This is a genomic window from Lactobacillus intestinalis (assembly GCF_024397795.1).
Classification (GTDB): domain Bacteria; phylum Bacillota; class Bacilli; order Lactobacillales; family Lactobacillaceae; genus Lactobacillus; species Lactobacillus intestinalis.
The window spans coordinates 388879-408237 of sequence record NZ_CP072983.1; the positions used below are offsets into that span (position 1 = coordinate 388879).

Sequence of the window (19359 nt, forward strand, 5' to 3'; positions counted from 1 at the left end):
CCTCGCTTTTTTTGTAGTTTTTTTACCGAATATGATGCGAGGAGGACGTTTTATGACGAAATTGGGTATAGGTCTGATAGTTGGCTACAATACTTCTTAGTTAATGAAATTAACTAAGAAAGAGTGTAATTATGAAGAAAAACAAGTTTACAAAGTGTAGTAAAATATTATTAGCATCGGTTTTATTACTTCCTGTTATGAACTTAAAATCAATTCCAGTTCATGCTCAAACACAAACTACGGTTGCTACTAATCAAAAAGTAACAACTGAAAGTGTCACAAAAGAACAAGCTATAAAAGATGGACAAAAATTAACATCTTCTCAGTTGCGTTCTATGAGTCAATATATTCGTATTGTAAATAATCAATATGTCTTACAAGTGCCAGAAGATAGTGGAATACCAAAATCTGCTGTTCAAGCTGAACAAGAAGTTTTAACAGTTTTTAATAGAATGGTAAAAGAGAATGGTGCTGTATTAATTTCTGATGATTCTGGTGAGGATGAAGTCAGCGATTTCCCATTTGTTTCATTTGCTAGAAGATCTAGAAAATCTCATAAACGTCATAAGATAGAAATTGTAGGATATGGATCAAATGGATATTGTTATAGAGATAGCCATGGAAGATTTCACTATAGAGTTACAAAAAATATTGGTCAAGCTACATGGGATACCATTGTTTATGGGTGGGGAACTACAGATGTAGGATAAATTTTAAGAGAGATGAGTATAATGAGTCAAAATAAATCACATCCAGAGATTGCTTTATTAAATAGAGTTACAGACTTATTAATGGACAATGACACCAAAAATAATGAACGTGAGATTTTATTGTATGCCAAGCATCAATTAGAGCATCATGTTTATTTGCCAAATTTGATCTGGCATTTGAAAAATATTTTGACCCCACTGGCAATTGGAAGTAAGTTATCACCTGGAATGGGAAAATTATACTGTGATATTGTTGCCGGTAACATTGGCAAGCCTGGCGATTTACGGTCTGGTATCGGCATGGGAGCGATATATGGTGGCTTTTTCCATGGAATATAAGTTTTAAAAGTAAAGATTATTAATAAAATGAACGAAGATTTGATCTCAGTTCATTTTATTTTTTACCGAATATGATCGAAATATAACATTATTTGACGATCTTGATTATAAGTATTAGGGATGTAGTAAAATATGTAATGCAAAATTTAGTGAGCTGAAAGGAAGAAAAGTTATGAAAAAGTTGAACGAAACAAAGTTTGTCAAAATTGAAGAAAAGGAATTGAATAAAATTAAAGGAGGATTTGTTCAAGGGGGAATTTTTAATCCTACTGTAAGTTTATACAGCTGTAAAGAATTTAAAGAAAGAATAAAAAAGTCTAAAAAGCATCATTTATGGTTCTTTTAGGTGAAATAGAATGAAAGTATTGGAAATCCAATCATTTTTATCCCCTATAGTTGATTTATGGATTTTTTATAAAATTAGTAATATAAAATACAATAAAAAAGATCTGCTATTTTCTATTGGATTTGTATTTGGTTCTGTATTATTGGCTAATTTAATTGAGAATGATGTAGGAGTTAGTTTACTTCAAATTTTAATCCTTTGTGGATTTTATTTGCCTCTTCATAAAAATAAGGTAATTTTGGGTGCAAGCTCTGTAGTTGAAGTAATTGATTTATTATTTTCTATAATTGTTACTTTATGCATTTATGGTTTTGGCATTACAAGTGAAAACTATTTTCTATTTTTATCATTTTTTATAATTTATACTGTAATAATTATTTTTGTACACAAGTATCATAAAAATATCTATAAATTATTAAGTGATGACAATAATGTAATATTTATCTATTTAATGATTTATATTTATTTATCCGGAGAAGTTATTTCATATTTTGCGGATAAAGAAAAAGCAATAAGACTAGTATTTGAAGTTTATGCAAGTTTGTTAATACTTCAAATACTTTTTGCTGTTTTAGCCTATACTACGACGGTTCGAATTCAAAAAAAGCTCATGACTCGACAAGAACAGCGTGAGCAAAAATTACAATTAGAGCTTGCTAATGCAGACAGAAAGGCTCAAGAAGCTAAAAATCGCGAGCTGACATTGAAGCAAGATCAATTGAAGTCAGAAATGCAACAATTGCAAGAATATACTGATTATCTAGATAAGAACGAAGACGATCTGCGTAAGTTTAAACACGATTATCAAAATATCTTAAACAGTCTAAAAATTAGTGCTGAGGAAGGTAATACGCAAGAAGTTGTAGATGAATTGACCAAGTATACTAACACTCAATTTAATCAAAAAGCTCTCCGTAAATATAAAGGTGTGAATCATATCCAAGATAAAAACTTAAAGAGTATCGCAATCGCTAAATTATCCAAACTCTATAATGCAGATATTAACTACAGTTTTGCGTGTGAGAAAGAGATAGATCAAATTCCGCATAGTGTAGATTCCTTAGATCTGATTAGAATTATTGGTATCGCTTTTGATAATGCTGTTGAAGAAAGTCAGTTACTAATTAAGGAAACTGGAGATCAATCAAGTGCACAAGTAGATGCAATGTATTATCAAGAAGACGGAGACTTTGAATTTGAGATTCGTAATCAAATTCGAGCTACAAAAATTAATGCTGATAAAATTAGTCAAAAGAATTACACCACTAAACAGCATCATATGGGTTTGGGTCTGGTCAATGTGCAAGAGATAGCGCATAAGTACGAAGAAAGTATGATTATTGATTATTCGGTAGAAGACGGTTGGTTTATATTCAATCTAACAATTTTACCCGATGGAATTGAGGAGTAAGTGATGAAGTATCCAGTATTTATTTGCGATGATGATCAGCAACAAATCGAGTTAACTAAGAAGATTTTAGGTGCAGCTGAAATGATCTTATCGGACGATGAAAAAATTGAGTTCGATATTGGTTCTGCTACTAATTATTTAGATGCTGTTAATTACCTAAAAGAGCAAAAGCTTGATGGAGGTATTTATTTTTTAGATGTAGAACTAGGTGAAAGTACTGAAAATGATAGCGGTTTTGATTTGGCTGCTCTCATTAAGAAGCGTGACGAACGTGCCCAGATTATCTTTGTAACTAGTCATGCTGATTTGTCATTAATTACATTTAGAAGACGATTAGGGCCAATTGATTATATTGTCAAAACTGGCGATATTGATGAATTTCGTAAGACGATGGTAAAGACCGTTGAAGTGGCTATCTATAATTTACATAAGTTCAACTACATGAAGGCCATGACCTTTTCTTATAAAATTGGTCGTTTAGTAAGAAATGTGAATATTGATGACATTATTTACTTAACTACAACGCCAACTCCACACAAACTCTTAATGATTAGACAGACCGGAGAATCTCAATTATTAGGTAGCATTAATCAATTCGACAATGAAAATCCAATGTTGGAGAAGATAAGTCAGTCTTGTTTAGCTAACCCTAAGAATATCCAATCAATAGACTTATTGGAACGTAAAGTTTTATTTATTAATGGAGACGTAGAGACATTCGCTCGTTCCAGCATTAAAAGAATGCGAGAATTACTTACTAAGTACAATTACACGACTGAAGAACTTGCTAAACGAGAGGACAGTATAGAATGAATATTTTCAAATATAGGTCAATCTATATTCCGCAAGTTGATGAAACCGACTGTGGAGCTGCCTGTTTAGCAATGATTTTAAAATATTATCATTCACGAATTTCTATAGCTCATTTAAGACATATCGCTAAAACTAATACTGAAGGTACGACGGCTTTTGGACTAGTTAAGACTGCTGAAAGTTTTAATATGGAGGTACAAGCAGTAAAGGCAGATATGTCTTTATTTAATATGGAAGACATTCAATATCCCTTTATAGTTCATGTGGTAAAAGAGGGAAGTCTTTTACACTATTATGTTGTACTTAAAAGTACTAAGAATAAGATTGTTATTGCTGATCCGGACCCTACTAGTGGAATTAAAAAGATATCTAAAAAAGCATTTGAAAAGGAGTGGACAGGTGTCACTTTATTGATGATTCCAAAATCTAATTTTAAAGTAATAAAAGAAAAGAAGACTAATCTTATATCTCTTTTACCTTATTTGTTTAAGCAGAAAACTTTAATTAAAAATATTATTTTAGCCACGATACTCGTAACTTTAATTAGTATAGGGACTTCGTATTTTGTTCAAGGCCTAATTGATACTTATATTCCAAATGAAGCCTACACAATTTTATCTATTTTAGCTATTGGATTATTAATAGCATATGTATTTAATTCTATTTTTCAATATGGCCAACAAGTTTTGTTAAATATATTAGGGCAACGTTTGTCTATAGATCTTAACTTGCAATACATTAGGCATGTGTTTGAACTTCCAATGGAATTTTTTACTACGCGTAAAACAGGAGAGATTACATCTCGATTTTCTGATGCTAGTAGGATTATTGATGCTTTGGCCAGAATGGTGATCTCTTTATTTCTTGCTTTATCGATTGTAATTTTGATGGGAATAGTTTTAGCACTTCAAAATATGACTTTATTTTTAATTACACTTTTTTCTATTCCAATCTATGCAATCATTATTCTCGGATTTACGAAAAAATTTGAAAAGCTAAATAATGATCAAATGGAAAGTAATGCAGTAGTAAGTTCTTCAATTATTGAAGATATTCAAGGAATAGAAACTATTAAAGCATTAAACAGTGAACAGATTCGATATCGTAAAATTGATGAGCAATTTGTTGATTATTTAAGAAAGGCTTTCAAGTATAGTAAGAATGAGACCTTACAAACAGTACTGAAGACTTTTGTTCGCTTGGCATTAAATATAGTTGTCTTGTGGGTAGGGGCAATTATTGTAATGCATAACCAAATGTCCATTGGTCAATTAATGGCCTTTAATGCATTATTAGCTTATTTTGTTGATCCATTGCAGAATATAATTAATTTACAGCCTACTCTTCAAGCTGCCAATGTGGCTCAAAATCGTTTAAATGAAGTTTATTTAGTTAAAAGCGAATTTAATAAAACAGCCTCTATTAATAAAATTCAACAAATTGAAGGAGATATTCATTTGACGCATGTTTATTATCGCTATGGATATGGGAGTGATGTCTTACAAAATATAAGTCTTAAAATAAGCCCTGGTGAAAAATTAACTATTGTGGGAATGAGTGGTTCTGGTAAATCAACATTAGTTAAATTATTGGTGGCTTTTTATAGTCCTACAAAAGGTAAGCTAACCTTTAATAATAAAGCAGTAAGTAATATTGATAAGCATATTCTTCGCTCTTATGTAAATTATGTACCGCAAATTCCATGTGTATTTTCAGGAACGATTAAAGAAAATTTGTTATTAGGTAGTCGACCTCATATTTCTGATGAAGAAATAAAAAAAGCATGTCAAATTGCAGAAATTAAAGATGATATTGAAAAATTACCGTTGCAATATGACACTCCACTTGATGAAAATGCAAAGGTACTATCAGGAGGTCAAAAGCAACGCTTAACGATTGCTAGAGCTCTTTTAACACCTGCTAAGGTATTGATTTTAGATGAAGCGACTAGTGGATTAGATACTATTACTGAGAAAAAGGTAGTAAATAACTTACTTCAGCTTAAAGATAAAACTATTATTTTTATAGCCCATCGCTTATCTATCGCTAAAAAAACAGATAACATTATAGTTTTAAGTAAAGGCCAAATTGTTGAACATGGGAGTCATAAAGAACTGATGGCAGCACAGGGCTATTATTATAATTTAGTAAAAAGTTAGGTGAAATAGTTATGGACAGTAAAGAGTTAGAAAGTAGTAAATTCTATTCGTATAAATTTCGAAACTTTTCTACTATGATTATTTTCCCAGCATTTCTTTTTGTAATAGGTATACTCATAAGTTCATTTTTTGTAATGCGAGAAAATACGGTTAAAAGTATAGGAGTAATAGTTCCTTCGTCGTATCACGTGTTGAAAGATAATCATTTTGTTGAAGGGCAACATCTAGGTACAGGAACACATGTAACTTTAGCTAATGGGGAACAGACCACTTTAAAAAATAAAGGATTTATTCATATCGATAGAAGAGAAGTTCAGTTGTTTCCAGAGATAACAAACCATAAAAATGTAATGATAGAAACTTACATTCCAGGCAAGCAAATAGCTATGATTAAGAAAGGTCAACAAGGGCAATTTCAAATTTTGGGGGATCAAGGTGGGTCAATTTTTCTAAAAGGTAAAGTTATTAGAGTAGGAGAATATCCTGCTTATCAAAAGGAAGCTAGTTTATTTAAAGTAAATGTGAAAATAATGGCTACAAACTCCCAATTAAAAATACTTAGATATGGGATGCAAGGAAATTGCTCTATTATTACTGGAAAATTGAGTTATTTTAATTATCTAAAGTCAAAAATTTTAAACACTAAATAGTATATAAGACCAGATATTTTTAGATTCTGGTCTTATTTATCACATAATGGTGTTATTGGATCTTATTTGGATTTTAACTAAATATGAGATATACGGTAATAAGTTTTGACTATTTCGGTATTTTTACCGAAATTTCTATAAAATTATATATGTAAGTTGATGGAACACTTAGAAGTGTTAAGTGATACATGCTTAAATTTGTCGGAGGTATTGAAATGAAAGACACAGTTAAATTTGAAAAGCTTGACTGTAATCAGTTGAGTAAGATTGTAGGTGGAAAAAGAAAAAAACATCATCCTTGGTATTGGAGTATCCAAGAATTTGGACGTGGTTTTCTTGCTGGATTGGCAAGTAAGTATAATTTATAAAAAATTAATCTAAGAAGGAGAAAAAATGGTTACTAAGTTTAAAACAATGAATTTGAAAGAACTAGAAAATACTATTGGTGGTCGTCATTCTGTTCCTTATAGTTATGGTTATCAAAGTGGTAGAGGATTCAAAGGCGCAGCTGCTGCATATAATATCATTAAGACTGTTGCAAGTTTTTTTGAATAAAGAAAGGAGTTTGTTTCAATATTTATTGAAACAGACTCTTTTTTACCTACTACTGAAAGAGTTTGAAAGTGAAATATTATTTTTAGCTAAATTTGACACCAATGCATACAAAATATGATAATTTTGAAAAATATTTCTAAAGGAGAATAGACTATATCTAAAAGAAATGAGGATAAAGTAATGGAAGATAAAAAAGTTACTGTACAGTTTGGCTTAGCGAATGCTATTCTTTTGATTAGTATGTTTTGGCATCCAAAAAGCACTATCGGTGAAATAATTTATGCGGTTATGTTCTTGGCTATGCTTGTTTCGTTTGTGATAGACATTCTTATAAGAAATCGAAGATAGATTGAGGGAAAATGTGAAAAAAGATAAATATTTAGCTTTATCGGAAGAAATAGACTTTGATAATCAAGCCCAGATAAGAAAAGTCATCATCCGATTATTAATTCTTGAAATTGGCTTACAAGTTTTGTATCAACTTGGGCCCGTTCTAATAAAACTATTGCATAACCATAATTTACGCGAATTCATATTAGCCTTGTTGATAGTAGTCTTAGCAGGGGTAGCGATTAGATTTGGCTATACAACTAAAGTGCTGAATTTTTCAGTAAAACGCTATGGATTAGCAAAATTGCTAACGATTGTATATTGGGTGCTGGTAGGCTTTTTGTTTTTCGGTAATCTACTGACAACTTTCTCTGTTTGGAAATTGCCTGTAAGAAAGATTATCGAAATTGCCTTGATTGCTTTAGATGCCGGAATTTGTGAAGAATTCCTATTTCGAGGAGTTTTGTTCAACTTATTTGTAGTTGCTTTTCGTAAAAGTAAGTATGATTTGTTATGGGCTTCAATTGGCAACTCTGTCTTATTTGGCTTATTGCATTTGGTTAATTTGGTTCATCAACCCTTGACATCCACAATTGGACAAATTATTTTTGCTATTGGCTTAGGGCTAATTTTGAGCTACTTGCACATCCTGTCTAATGGAATATTTTGGTGTATAGCTTTTCACTTCTTGCAAGACTTTTCTCCGCAAGTTATTCACTCAGACCTAGGGAATCCCCATATTTCGCTAGTGTTGTCTGTATATGGACCTATAATCCTTTTCATGGTGCTTTGTATATATTTGTTCAACCATGAATTAATGGATTCTTTAAAGCAATGATAAAAATTAAATATGTTTTGAGCAAACTAAAAACCGCGCGATCTAGATCCAATGTCATTAAGTTAAGATATTGATTTCAAAGTTAAGTTTTTTTGATAGTTATCAATTTTTGCTAATTGTATTTCTCTTAAAATTAAGTATGTAAAGCGAGGAGAAATATAAATGATTAAAGTGCAACAGTTTTTTATCAAGTATCAAAGAATAATTTTAACAATTAATACAATCATGATATTACTGGCGGAAGCATTTAAATGGTTATTTCATATAAATATTGCTTATCAAATTTTAATGCTAGTTATAGGTATTATCGGATTAATTCCAATTTTAATGACTGCCATTTCATCACTGAAGGTTAAACTCGTATCAATTGATGTCCTAGTTTCATTAGCAGTAATAGGAGCAATCATTATTGGTGAATACAATGAAGCTGCAATTGTTACTTGGCTTTTTTCTTTAGGAGAAGTACTAGAAGAGCTTACTCTTAAGAAAACGCGAAAAGCTGTGGCAGACTTAACTAAAATGGCACCACAAACTGCATTAGTTTTACAAGACGATGGTACTACTGAAGAAGAGGATGTAGATTTTGTTGATCCTGGTGAAAAGATTTTAATCAAAACTGGGGATCAAGTTCCAGTAGACGGCAAAATTGTATCAGGATCAGGCTACTTAAATGAAGCTAACGTTAATGGTGAATCAAAACCTGCTAATAAAAAGAAGGGCGATTCAGTTTATGCTGGAACAATCTTAGACGATGGTACTCTAACCGTTGAAACTACAGCTGCAGGAGAGGATACAACTTTTGGCAAAATTATTGAAATGGTAGAAGAAGCGCAGGATTCCAAATCTCACACGGAGAAATTAATTAATCATTTTGCCCAATATTACACTCCAGCAGTGTTAGTTATTGCTATTGTCGTTGGCTTAATCACTAAAAACTTTAAACTTGCTATTACCGTGATGGTCCTTGGCTGTCCTGGTGCATTGGTAATTGGTGTACCGGTTTCAACGGTTGCCGGTATCGGAAATGGTGCCAAGAATGGTGTCATGTTTAAAGGATCTCAAGTAATGGATGCAACACGTAAAGTTGATGAGATTGCCTTTGATAAAACTGGAACCTTAACAGTGGGTTATCCCGAAGTCAATGAAATTCATATTCTAAATGGTGATAGAAATGAAATTATTAATTTAGCTGTAAGTATTGAAGCTCGAAGTAATCACCCGTTAGCAAAAGCAATTGCTAAATTAAGTGATGAAAAAATAAATCATATTACTACTAATACAATTAAAGGGAAAGGAATTTCTGCTACTTTAGAAAATGATAAATACTATTTAGGTAATTTAGCATTAATTGAAGAGCATACTTTTGTTAATGCCAAACTAACTAAAGTAGTTAATAAATTAGGCAACTTAGGTAACTCTATTGTTATTTTTTCTAATACTGATCAAAGTATGTTAGCAGCCTTTGGCATTAAGGACCGACTTCGACCAGAATCTAAGGCTGCATTGCTTAAATTAAAACAACTTGGGATTAAAAAACTAGTGATGCTCTCAGGCGATAATCAAGAAACAGCAAAACAAATTGCAGCAGAGTTGCCAATTGATGAAGTACATGGACAAATGTTACCTGCAGATAAAGCACAATTTGTTAAAAAAGAACAAGCAAATGGTCATCATATAGCTTTTATTGGCGATGGGGTCAATGATAGTCCTGCTCTAGCTAATGCTGACGTTGCTATTGCTATCGGAAGTGGTACCGATGTAGCAGTTGATGTGGCAGATATTGTTTTAGTGAAAAATGACTTACGCAAAATTGACTATGCTTTAGCAATTTCTAAGCGAACTGTCTTGAATATGAATGAAAACATTGCAATTGCATTATTAACCGTACTGCTATTGTTCGTTGGATTGTTTGCAGGTTATGTTGAAATGGCTAGTGGTATGTTTATTCATGAATTTAGTATTTTAGTCGTTATCTTAAATGGAATGCGCTTAATTAAAAATCATTCAAAACTTGATAACCGTCAAGTTTCTAAGAAGAAAAAAGATTTAGAATTTAATATGTAATGATGAAAGGAAGATATTTATGCAAAAAGTAATGATGAAGTTAGGTGGCATGACTTGTCCATCTTGTTTGACCAAAATTGAAAAAGCCGTAGAAAACGTTGATGGCACTGATCAAATTAAGGTTTTGTTCAACGCTGGCAAATTAAAGTTTGTGATGGATTCAAACAAGACCAATACAGATGATGTAAAGAATGCTATCGAAAAGATGGGTTATGAAGTTATGGGCATTAAAGAAAAGGAGATTAATTAAATGAATCCAGAAGAAGCATACCAAGCAGAACTAAAGCAAAGTGAAATAGACCATCACACTCCCACAGCCGGAGCGATGGTTGGTCATATCATTGCTAACTTATTAATTCACTCCTTAAAAATTAGCCAAGCTAAATTCTTTACTAAAGGAAATGCTGGTTTGTTTTTAGATCAATATGCTCCTAAGTGGATTGAATACGAACAAATGGAATTCAACAAGTTAAATCAAATTTTGGTAAATAATGGCGAAAGTATTCCTACAACCACCGATCAATTTAAAGAATATACTATGCTCAAAGAAAATGGAGCTACAAAATACGAAAAGGGTAATGATCAATTATTTACATTAGTAAAAGACTTTGATACACAAATTCTTTTTATTACTAAGGCTATTACCCTAGCCCAAAATGAAGATTGGCCAGAATTAAGTGCGAACTTAGTAGAATTATTATCATGGATTAAAAAACAAATTCGCCAATCACAAAACTTTTTGAATCACGATTTGCGTGAAGGATTATATACTGAAGAAGACGATGATAATGACGATTTTTAAATAAAGGAAGTCTTTAAATGGCAGAGTTATGTATTAACTTAGTCCCACTATTTAATGCATTGCCTATAGATGAGCAAATGCAAATAGAAGAGCTAATTCATCACCAAAATTATCGAAAAAACGAATTAGTCTTGGCCCCCACTTCAAATAATAATTTAATAATTCTGGCTCATGGTAGCGCTCGTCTTTATACCCTGAACAAAGAGGGACATGAAAATGTTATTCAAGTCTTGAAAACCGGAGATTATGCTGGTGAAAATTGGTTATTTGGTGAGGCTAATACCAATACCTACGTTGAAGCCACAGAAGATAGTGAAATTTGTTTATTGAATCGCAATGACTTTTTAGCTTTAATGAAAAAACAACCAGAATTAAGCATAAAGCTCTTAGAACAAAACATCATTAAAGTACGTGCTTTGCATAAACAAATCCAATTATTAAGTCTTCCTAAAGTAGAGGATAGACTGCTTAACTATTTGCAGACTTATGCCAAAAAAGTAGGGCACAAATCATTTATACTACCATTAAAAATGAAAGATTTAGCACTTTATTTAGGAACTACACCAGAAACTTTATCCCGTAAATTTGTTTTACTTGAAAAACAAGGAGTATTAAAAAGGAATTTGAGACAAATCCAACTATTATTTAAAAAATAAATTGACAATTAATACTAGACCTTTAAAGTACTGATTTAACATTTAATTGGTTAAATTGGTGCTTTTTTCGTACAACAAATAAGGCGTAGCACAGATTCTGCTTTTTTAAGCTACGCGATATAAATAATATACAGCTGATTTGGGCTTAATATTTCTCTTGTCCTTGTGGCCTGGTCTAATTAGAGTGGTATAATAGCTGAGCTGAGTAAGGATCCGTTCAAAGTCTTGCGTTAAAGAAGAAGCCAAATACATGCTCTGAATAATCAAGCATGATTACTTGAAATTGATGGCATATTGATACTTGCAATGCTTTTGCGGAATATAGGCCTGTGCATCAATTTGACTGATTGCATTAAACATAATCGTATGGGCATAAATTTATCTTGTTTTGAATGGAACTGTACGCTGCCTAAGGAATACTTCAATTTCTTGAAGGAGGTCTCAATACCCCAACGCAGATGATAGAGCTCTTTAATTCTTTTCAGCGGATAATTTTTTCGATCAAGACGTTCTAGAATATCCTTATGAAGGGCTTTCATAATTAACGCCAGCTTTCTGGCAATAATTTTGAAGGTTTAAAATGTACAAGATAGGCGAAAAGGCAGCTCTTTTTGTCTTTATTTTATGCAAAAAAAGAGGTCGAATCCAAATGATTCGACCTCTAAAAAAGCACCCTTAATTGTCAATGCCTTAACTTAATGACATTGGATCTAGATCGTGTGGTTTATTTTCATGCGGTTGTTTCGTTTTTGATTAACTTAACAGGTAACTTATAGTGCATTTGATTAGGCTCTTTCTTTGGATCATTGATTCTCTCAAGAAGCAAATCTACTAAAAGAGTCGAAATATCTGAAATTGGTTGAGCAATTGTCGAAAGCTCCGAGTGATAGGTTTGGATTTGCTTAGTTCCATCAAATCCAATCACTTTCAAGTCTTCAGGGACCCGAATACCCAATTTTTTAGCTTCTTGCAAAACTAAAATCGCTGTTAAATCATCTGTACAGGTGATGCCATCTGGCTTATCTTCTATTAACATTTTTCGAATCGTCATATTTTTGAGTAAAGGTGAATCCGAAAAGGCCACAGAACAGATGTGAGCATCTAAATTTAATTTGTCCATCGTATCGCAATATGCCTTCAAACGCTCATCAGTTGGATTACCTTTTAGTTGTTTATCCCCGACAAAGGTGATCTTCTTACACCCGGCTTGCAATAGATCGTGGACTGCTAGCTCAATTCCTTGATAATTATCGCAACTTACAATTGGAATATTGTCAGACAACTTACGGTCAAAGGAGACGATGGGTAAACCCAACTGCTGATATTCATCAATTCCTAAGTTATGCGCACCAGCAATAATCCCGTCGACCTGGTTAGCTAGCAGCATTTTAATATATTCGCTCTCTTTTTGCTTATTTTTTCCAGCATTACAGAGAATGATTTTATAGCCTTGAGTAAATAGCTGCATTTCAATATCTTCGATTAATTCCGCAAAAAAAGGATTAGTTATACTGGGGAAAATTATCCCAATCAGCTTCATCTTTTTCCCTTGAAGAGATCGCGCCAAAGAGTTGGGCTGATAATTTAATTCGCGCATGGCATCGAATACTTTTTGCTTAGTTTTCTCGCTTAAGTAGCCATGATTATTGATTACGCGAGAAACCGTGGTTGCAGACACTCCTGCCAAATTGGCAACATCAGTCAGCTTTGCTGTCATTTTTACACCTTCTACATGATAGATTCCATGTTCCAGAATTTACCATCATAGTTAATTTTTTGATCAAACTTGATTGCATTATTTGCATTGGCAAAGAATCTTCCGCTGACAACATGTTCACCATCATTGACAAAAATTTCAATAAGTGAACGATCTACAAAAATGTCCAACTTAACTTCTTTGTTTGCGTCAAGTTCAACGCTTCTAGTTTGACCATACTTCACAGCTACGTCGCCAGCTTTTGATCGATCTAAAATAAGTTTACCATTTTTAGTGTCAAATTCGAGACGAAGATTTTCACTTAAATCATCATTTGCAGCTAAGTATAAATTACCAGTTTGGTTTTCCTTAATAGTCAATTCGAGTTCATATTGACCAGAAGTGGAATTCTTAATTAGTTGTGAGTTGAGATCTTCTTCATTATGTCTAAGAGTTTTGATAGATTCAACAGGTTGTTGAATTAGCTTGCCGTCTTTAATGGAAAGCTTTTTAACATGGCTTAAGCAATTTGCCCAATTTTCATTATCGGTTGGGTAAGAAATGTCAGGTAAGCCCACCCAGCTAATCGCATAGGCAGTACCATCTGGTGCATTGAAGGCCTGAGTGGCATAGATATCAAATCCTTCATCTAAGTTCTTCAGGTTACTTGGATTGGTCATTTGAGCCTTATCTAAATCCACCGAATCCCCAATCACATACATATTTGGATAAATATTTTGGTAATTAGCAACGCTCTTATCTAAACCTTGTGGGCAGAAAATCAACACAGATTTTCCATCAACTTTAACTAGGTTAGGGCATTCAATCATGTAACCCATTTCATGATTAGTAAAGTTCAAAAAGTCGATTTCTTCCCAATTCTTTAAATCACTTGACTTCCAAACATCAATATGGCCATGCTTTTGAGCTGCGTCTTGAGCACCTAAAATAGCGTAGTAAGTACCGTTTTCTTCCATAATTTGAGGATCACGGAAGTGTTCAGTAACATTATTTGGCTTTTTAAAAAGTAAGTGCTTGTCGCTAACTGTGCCATGCTTATCCATCCAAGCGCCAATTTGGTAAGGGTGGCGGGTCCAGCTTTCATCGCGGTGGTTACCTGTATACATTAGGAAAAGTTTATCGCCAATCTGCTTAGCTGAACCGGAATAAGCACCGTGAGAATCAAGTTTGCAATCAGGTTCTACGGCTAAGCCCAAGTTGACCCAGTGGACTAAGTCTTTTGACTTAAAGTGTACCCAAGACTTTAATCCGTGCACTGCACCAAATGGATATGATTGATAAAAGACATGGTATTCACCATTAAAATAAGAAAAACCATTTGGATCATTAACTAAACCAGAAATTGGCCGTAAATGGTAGCGCATTTGATAAGTTGAAGTTGCAGCTTGAGCTTGAAGATGAAGCAAAGTATCTGCACCCCATTTACTATAAGGTAAATAACGTTTTTCTGTAGTCCATTCCATAATAAATCCTCCTATGAAAGCGGTTCTATTTTTTTATTATTGTAATCAAATATGAAAATTATGTCAAACGGTTGACATATATTTACTACTATAAATTTTACTAATAAAACGGTAAATATAAAGTTATCTAAAAAATAAATAAAGAAATTTGTGTCAAACGATTGACATATTTTTAGAATACGCTATCATTATTCATGAACATAACATTAAGCGTTTACAAGCTTAAGGGGAGGAATATTTATATGGACCATAAGAAAGTGGCTGAGCGAGTAATTAAAGACGTTGGCCGTGACAATATTATTGCCGGTGCTCACTGTGCTACTCGTTTACGCCTTGTGTTGAAGGATGATTCCAAGGTTGACCAAAAGGCTTTAGACAATGATCCAGATATTAAAGGAACTTTTAAGACTAATGGTCAATTTCAAGTAATTATTGGACCTGGAGATGTTAATGATGTGTACGATGAATTCATTAAGATTACAGGACTTAAGGAATTATCTACAGATGATCTTAAAAAGGTAGCAGCCGAAGGACAAAAGAAAAATCCAATTATGGACTTTATTAAGCTTTTGTCTGATATCTTTGTACCAATCATTCCAGCTTTAGTTGCTGGTGGTTTATTAATGGCTTTGAACAACTTCTTGACTTCACCTGGACTATTCGGCCCTAAGTCAGTTGTTCAAATGGCACCAAGTATCGCCGGCCTCTCAAGCATAATTCAAATTATGTCGGCTGCACCATTTATCTTTATGCCGATTCTGGTGGGGATGTCGGCAGCTAAAAGGTTTGGGGCGAACCAGTTCTTAGGTGCCACCATTGGGATGATAATGACGACTCCAGCACTTGGGGCTACTAGTCATTATTGGAACATTTTTGGACTCCATGTTTCTCAAACTAACTATCAATATCAAGTTATTCCAGTTTTAGTTGCTGTGTGGGTACTTTCCATTTTAGAAAAGAGATTCCACAAATGGTTGCCTTCTGCAGTTGACTTTACCTTTACACCACTTCTTTCAATTATGATTACTGGTTTCCTTACTTTTGTAATTATTGGACCAGTCTTCAAGGGTGTATCAGATGCAATTACTAATGCAATTGTATGGCTTTACAACACTACTGGTGCCTTTGGTATGGGTATCTTTGGTTTATCATATTCTGCAATCGTTACTACAGGACTTCACCAAAGTTTCCCAGCTGTAGAAACTCAATTGTTAGCTCAATTTGCACAAGGACACGGATCTGGGGACTTTATCTTTGTGACTGCATGTATGGCTAACGTTGCACAAGGTGCCGCTACTTTTGCCGTATACTTCTTAACTAAGAACGAAAAGATGAAGGGACTTTCATCATCAGCTGGTATTTCAGCACTTTTAGGTATTACTGAACCTGCATTGTTTGGGGTTAACTTAAAATATAAATTCCCATTCTTCTGTGCTTTAATTGGATCAGGTGTCGCAGCTGCTTTTGCAGGACTTATGCACGTAACTGCTGCAGCTCTTGGCTCAGCTGGACTTTTAGGATTTTTATCAATGGTACCAAAGACCATTCCAATGTGGGCAGTCTCAGTATTAATTAGTTTCGTAGTTGCTTTTGTTTTAACTTATGTTTACGGCAAGAGCCACTTGAAGGAAGAAGTTAGTGAACAAGATGTTCCAGTAAACGACGCAACTGATTACGCTGAAGAAACTCAAAAAGCAGAAAAAGTTGGTAAAGAAGTATTGAGCTTGAAGGATGAAGTTATTGCTTCACCAGTTGACGGTACTCCTGAAAGCTTGACCAAGGTTAACGACCAAGTCTTCTCTGCTAAGTTAATGGGTGACGGTGCTGCCGTGATCCCAACTGATGGCACAATTTATGCACCAGTTACTGGTACAATTACAATTGCTTATGAAACTAAGCACGCTTATGGTATTAAGTCGGATGATGGAGCAGAAGTATTGATTCACATTGGTCTTGATACAGTTAACTTAAAGGGTGAACATTTCGAAAGCTTTGTAAAACAAGGCCAACGCGTTGAAAAGGGCGACAAGCTTGGAACTGTGGACCTAGACGCAGTTAAGAAGGCTGGCTATGACACAACTGTGATGGTTGTGATTACTAACACTGCCAACTACGCAAGTGTATCTCGCATCACTGATGCCGGCGACAAGCATGGCGATGACTTGATTGCCGTAACAGCAAATCGCTAATATTACTTAAACTCCTCAAAAAATAGATCAAAAATTAACGTCAAGAATTAATTTCTTGGCGTTTTTTGTATTTTATAAATATTAAATTACTCTACAACATTGCGGATAAAAGGATCATCAGAGATGCCTTCGCTCAAAATCTTTTTTGACCATTCCTTCGCAGAGAACAAGGAATGATCTTTATAGTTACCGCAAGTCTTAATTGTAGTTCCAGGCACGTCTTCCCAAGTGATTATATCGCGAATTTCTTCAAGAGATGACTTTAATGCCCTAGCTACTTCGGCCGTTGAATGTTCACCCCAAACGATTAGGTGGAATCCTGTTCGGCAACCAAATGGTGAACAATCGATTACACCATCAAGACGGTCACGAAGTAAGCTGGCAAGTAAGTGTTCAATAGTATGCAAGCCGCCGGTAGGAATTGCATTTTCGTTCGGTTGAACTAAACGTAAGTCATAGTTAGAAATCTTGTCGCCTTTAGGACCTTCTTCAACAGTAATTAAACGAACGTAAGGTGCTTTAACTTTAGTGTGATCAAGTGTGAAGCTTTCTACTTTTGCCATGTTAATTTCTCCTTTTTTAATTATTTTTATAAATTACTTCCAAACTTGCTTAGCGGTATCAATTACTAAGCCGATCTTTTTCCATTCATCGTCTTCTGTCAATTGGTTTCCTTCCTCGGTTGATGCAAAACCACATTGAGTGCTTAAGGCTAAGTTAGCTAAATCGTGGAACTTACTTGCTTCATTGATACGAGCAATCAAATCCTCTGGCTTTTCCAATTCAGGTTTCTTACTAGTTACTAAACCAAGTACTACTTCTTTATCAGCAGGAATTTCTTTGATTGGATCGAAGCTACCTGATCTTTCATTATCAAATTCAAGATAGAATGCATCGACATTTTCTTGTGCAAAAACATATTTGGCAACCGGTCCATAACCACCTTTAGCAGCCCAAGTTGAGTGGTAATTGCCTCGACAGATATGAGTTGAAGTTTTTAAATCAGCTGGTAGATCTTTGAGTGCACCATTGTTAACACGAAGGTATTTTTCTTGAAGTTCGTCACGGTCAAAACCTTGTTTAACCATTGTTGCCCAGAAATCATCATCTACGACCATTCCCCAAGTACAGTCATCCAATTTCACATCGCGACAACCTGCTTTGTAAAGTGCGATGATTAAATCATGATATGCTTTTGAAATATCGTTTAAAAGTTCGTCTTCGCTATCGTAAACTTTCTTCACTGCTGCAACGTTTTCTGGGCCACGGACGAGTTCTGCATAAAATTGGGCCGGTGAAGGGATGCTTTGACGTGGAGTTACATCACTGCTATCGGTTAAACTCTTCAAAAACTTAAATGATTCTAAATCTGGATGATCACCTGTAAATTTAATCTTTCCCTCAACTTGAGCAGAATCATTACGAGTTTCTTCATCGTGGAAGAGGTAGCCATGTTCTTGAGTAGTGTGCTTAATTCCACCGAAGCCCCAAAAAGTATCAAGGTGCCAATAACTTCTTCTGAATTCACCATCAGTTACAATCTTTAAACCAGATTTTTCTTCTTTTTTAACTAATTTAGCGATTTCTTCATCTTCAACCTTTTTCAAGTCAGTTTTTGAAATGTTACCCGCTGCAAAATCAGCACGTGCCTTTTTCAATTCTTCTGGTCTTAAAAAACTACCAACAATGTCATAATGTACTAAAGTTTTACTCATATTCTCATTCTCCCTATATGTTAAAAATGACGAAAAAAAGCGTCCCAAGGCTATACTAACCTAGGGACGCTTCAGCGTGTTACCACCCATATTCGATATTAATTCACATTAATATCCTTACTAAGTACGTTTCTAATTAAGAAATTATACTCGTATGCTATATCGGGCATCCCCCGTGAATTGCTTACTATTGCTTGCAATCCAATAGACTCCAAGACCATTTTCATCAGGTTCTCTCGTACTGCATTTCACCATTCGCAGCTCTCTTTGACGGTACACGCTAACTACTTATCTTTTCTTCGTCGCTTGTTATCTTGATTTGACATTATATTATAATCTTAGATTAACTTTGTCAATATTTTTTAATAAGATATTTAAAAAATCATTGATAAAAAATAGAATACATATTGCATTCTATTTTTCTTATTTATTACTCCCTTTGTTAGACAGCTAATATATAACCTTCTAAAATTAGTTAACCGTCAAACAAAAGAATCTTTTTTGTTAAAATATAAAAATCATATTTGACAAAAGGGATTGGATGAAATGAAAAATATACGTACCATTATAATTTTTATTGTTGGCATACTCTTTTCCATAAT

Annotated in this window: 20 protein-coding genes and 1 pseudogene; 16 read left to right on the forward strand and 5 right to left on the reverse strand. The window is 33.8% G+C overall.

Features of this window, described 5'->3' with window-relative positions:
- Window positions 1–131 precede the first annotated feature (131 nt).
- From KBW87_RS02020 to KBW87_RS02090, 15 genes are all read left to right on the forward strand, one after another.
- Window positions 132–710 (forward strand): garvicin Q family class II bacteriocin, encoded by a 579-nt coding sequence (locus KBW87_RS02020; RefSeq protein WP_057809205.1) that lies wholly within the window; start codon window positions 132–134, stop codon window positions 708–710.
- Window positions 711–731: 21 nt separating this feature from the next.
- Window positions 732–1049 carry a bacteriocin immunity family protein gene (locus KBW87_RS02025; protein ID WP_057809203.1) on the forward strand — a complete coding sequence of 106 codons (318 nt, stop codon included), beginning with the start codon at window positions 732–734 and terminating at the stop codon, window positions 1047–1049.
- A 172-nt stretch (window positions 1050–1221) separates the two neighbouring features.
- Window positions 1222–1395, forward strand: a complete 174-nt coding sequence (locus KBW87_RS02030) for a hypothetical protein (RefSeq protein ID WP_157055113.1) — start codon at window positions 1222–1224, stop codon at window positions 1393–1395.
- Between the two features lie 10 nt (window positions 1396–1405).
- A complete protein-coding gene (locus KBW87_RS02035) occupies window positions 1406–2806 on the forward strand; it encodes a sensor histidine kinase (protein ID WP_201779824.1) in 1401 nt (466 codons plus the stop codon).
- A 3-nt stretch (window positions 2807–2809) separates the two neighbouring features.
- Complete coding sequence (locus KBW87_RS02040) at window positions 2810–3619, forward strand: LytR/AlgR family response regulator transcription factor (protein ID WP_057809201.1); 810 nt, start codon at window positions 2810–2812, stop codon at window positions 3617–3619.
- Window positions 3616–5778, forward strand: a complete 2163-nt coding sequence (locus tag KBW87_RS02045; RefSeq protein ID WP_057809199.1) for a peptide cleavage/export ABC transporter — start codon at window positions 3616–3618, stop codon at window positions 5776–5778. Before KBW87_RS02040 ends, KBW87_RS02045 begins: the two co-directional genes overlap by 4 nt.
- An 11-nt stretch (window positions 5779–5789) precedes the next feature.
- A complete protein-coding gene (locus tag KBW87_RS02050) occupies window positions 5790–6428 on the forward strand; it encodes an HlyD family efflux transporter periplasmic adaptor subunit (RefSeq protein ID WP_057809197.1) in 639 nt (212 codons plus the stop codon).
- A 215-nt stretch (window positions 6429–6643) separates the two neighbouring features.
- The gene (locus KBW87_RS02055) at window positions 6644–6796 is read left to right on the forward strand and encodes a hypothetical protein (protein WP_157055112.1); all 153 of its coding nucleotides are present in this window, start codon (window positions 6644–6646) and stop codon (window positions 6794–6796) included.
- A gap of 25 nt (window positions 6797–6821) precedes the next feature.
- Window positions 6822–6983, forward strand: a complete 162-nt coding sequence (locus tag KBW87_RS02060; RefSeq protein WP_157055111.1) for a bacteriocin — start codon at window positions 6822–6824, stop codon at window positions 6981–6983.
- A gap of 180 nt (window positions 6984–7163) precedes the next feature.
- Window positions 7164–7331: a hypothetical protein gene (locus KBW87_RS02065; RefSeq protein WP_157055110.1), complete on the forward strand. Its 168-nt coding sequence runs from the start codon at window positions 7164–7166 to the stop codon at window positions 7329–7331.
- Between the two features lie 13 nt (window positions 7332–7344).
- Window positions 7345–8151, forward strand: a complete 807-nt coding sequence (locus tag KBW87_RS02070) for a CPBP family intramembrane glutamic endopeptidase (protein ID WP_057809195.1) — start codon at window positions 7345–7347, stop codon at window positions 8149–8151.
- Window positions 8152–8313: 162 nt separating this feature from the next.
- Complete coding sequence (locus KBW87_RS02075; RefSeq protein WP_057809194.1) at window positions 8314–10215, forward strand: heavy metal translocating P-type ATPase; 1902 nt, start codon at window positions 8314–8316, stop codon at window positions 10213–10215.
- Between the two features lie 19 nt (window positions 10216–10234).
- Entirely contained in the window at window positions 10235–10465 is a 231-nt protein-coding gene (locus KBW87_RS02080; RefSeq protein ID WP_057809192.1) for a heavy-metal-associated domain-containing protein, read from the forward strand.
- Window positions 10466–11017, forward strand: a complete 552-nt coding sequence (locus KBW87_RS02085) for a hypothetical protein (protein WP_004045447.1) — start codon at window positions 10466–10468, stop codon at window positions 11015–11017. It abuts the gene before it with no gap.
- 17 nt (window positions 11018–11034) lie between these two features.
- The gene (locus tag KBW87_RS02090) at window positions 11035–11673 is read left to right on the forward strand and encodes a Crp/Fnr family transcriptional regulator (RefSeq protein ID WP_057809190.1); all 639 of its coding nucleotides are present in this window, start codon (window positions 11035–11037) and stop codon (window positions 11671–11673) included.
- Window positions 11674–11778: 105 nt separating this feature from the next.
- Here KBW87_RS02090 and KBW87_RS09635 read toward each other — a convergent pair.
- The 3 genes and pseudogenes from KBW87_RS09635 to KBW87_RS02105 all read right to left on the reverse strand — a co-directional run.
- A pseudogene (locus KBW87_RS09635) lies at window positions 11779–12191 on the reverse strand (transposase); the annotation flags it as partial.
- A 212-nt stretch (window positions 12192–12403) separates the two neighbouring features.
- A complete protein-coding gene (locus tag KBW87_RS02100; protein WP_057809186.1) occupies window positions 12404–13390 on the reverse strand; it encodes a LacI family DNA-binding transcriptional regulator in 987 nt (328 codons plus the stop codon).
- A gap of 11 nt (window positions 13391–13401) precedes the next feature.
- A complete protein-coding gene (locus tag KBW87_RS02105) occupies window positions 13402–14853 on the reverse strand; it encodes a sucrose-6-phosphate hydrolase (RefSeq protein ID WP_057809184.1) in 1452 nt (483 codons plus the stop codon).
- Window positions 14854–15095: 242 nt separating this feature from the next.
- Here KBW87_RS02105 and KBW87_RS02110 point away from each other — a divergent pair, with 242 nt between their 5' ends.
- A complete protein-coding gene (locus KBW87_RS02110; RefSeq protein ID WP_057809182.1) occupies window positions 15096–17042 on the forward strand; it encodes a sucrose-specific PTS transporter subunit IIBC in 1947 nt (648 codons plus the stop codon).
- Window positions 17043–17128: 86 nt separating this feature from the next.
- Here the strand turns inward: KBW87_RS02110 and KBW87_RS02115 are convergent, their stop codons facing one another.
- Window positions 17129–17605, reverse strand: a complete 477-nt coding sequence (locus KBW87_RS02115) for an S-ribosylhomocysteine lyase (RefSeq protein ID WP_057809180.1) — start codon at window positions 17603–17605, stop codon at window positions 17129–17131.
- A 33-nt stretch (window positions 17606–17638) separates the two neighbouring features.
- The gene (locus tag KBW87_RS02120) at window positions 17639–18757 is read right to left on the reverse strand and encodes a 5-methyltetrahydropteroyltriglutamate--homocysteine S-methyltransferase (protein ID WP_057809178.1); all 1119 of its coding nucleotides are present in this window, start codon (window positions 18755–18757) and stop codon (window positions 17639–17641) included.
- Window positions 18758–19359 lie beyond the last annotated feature (602 nt).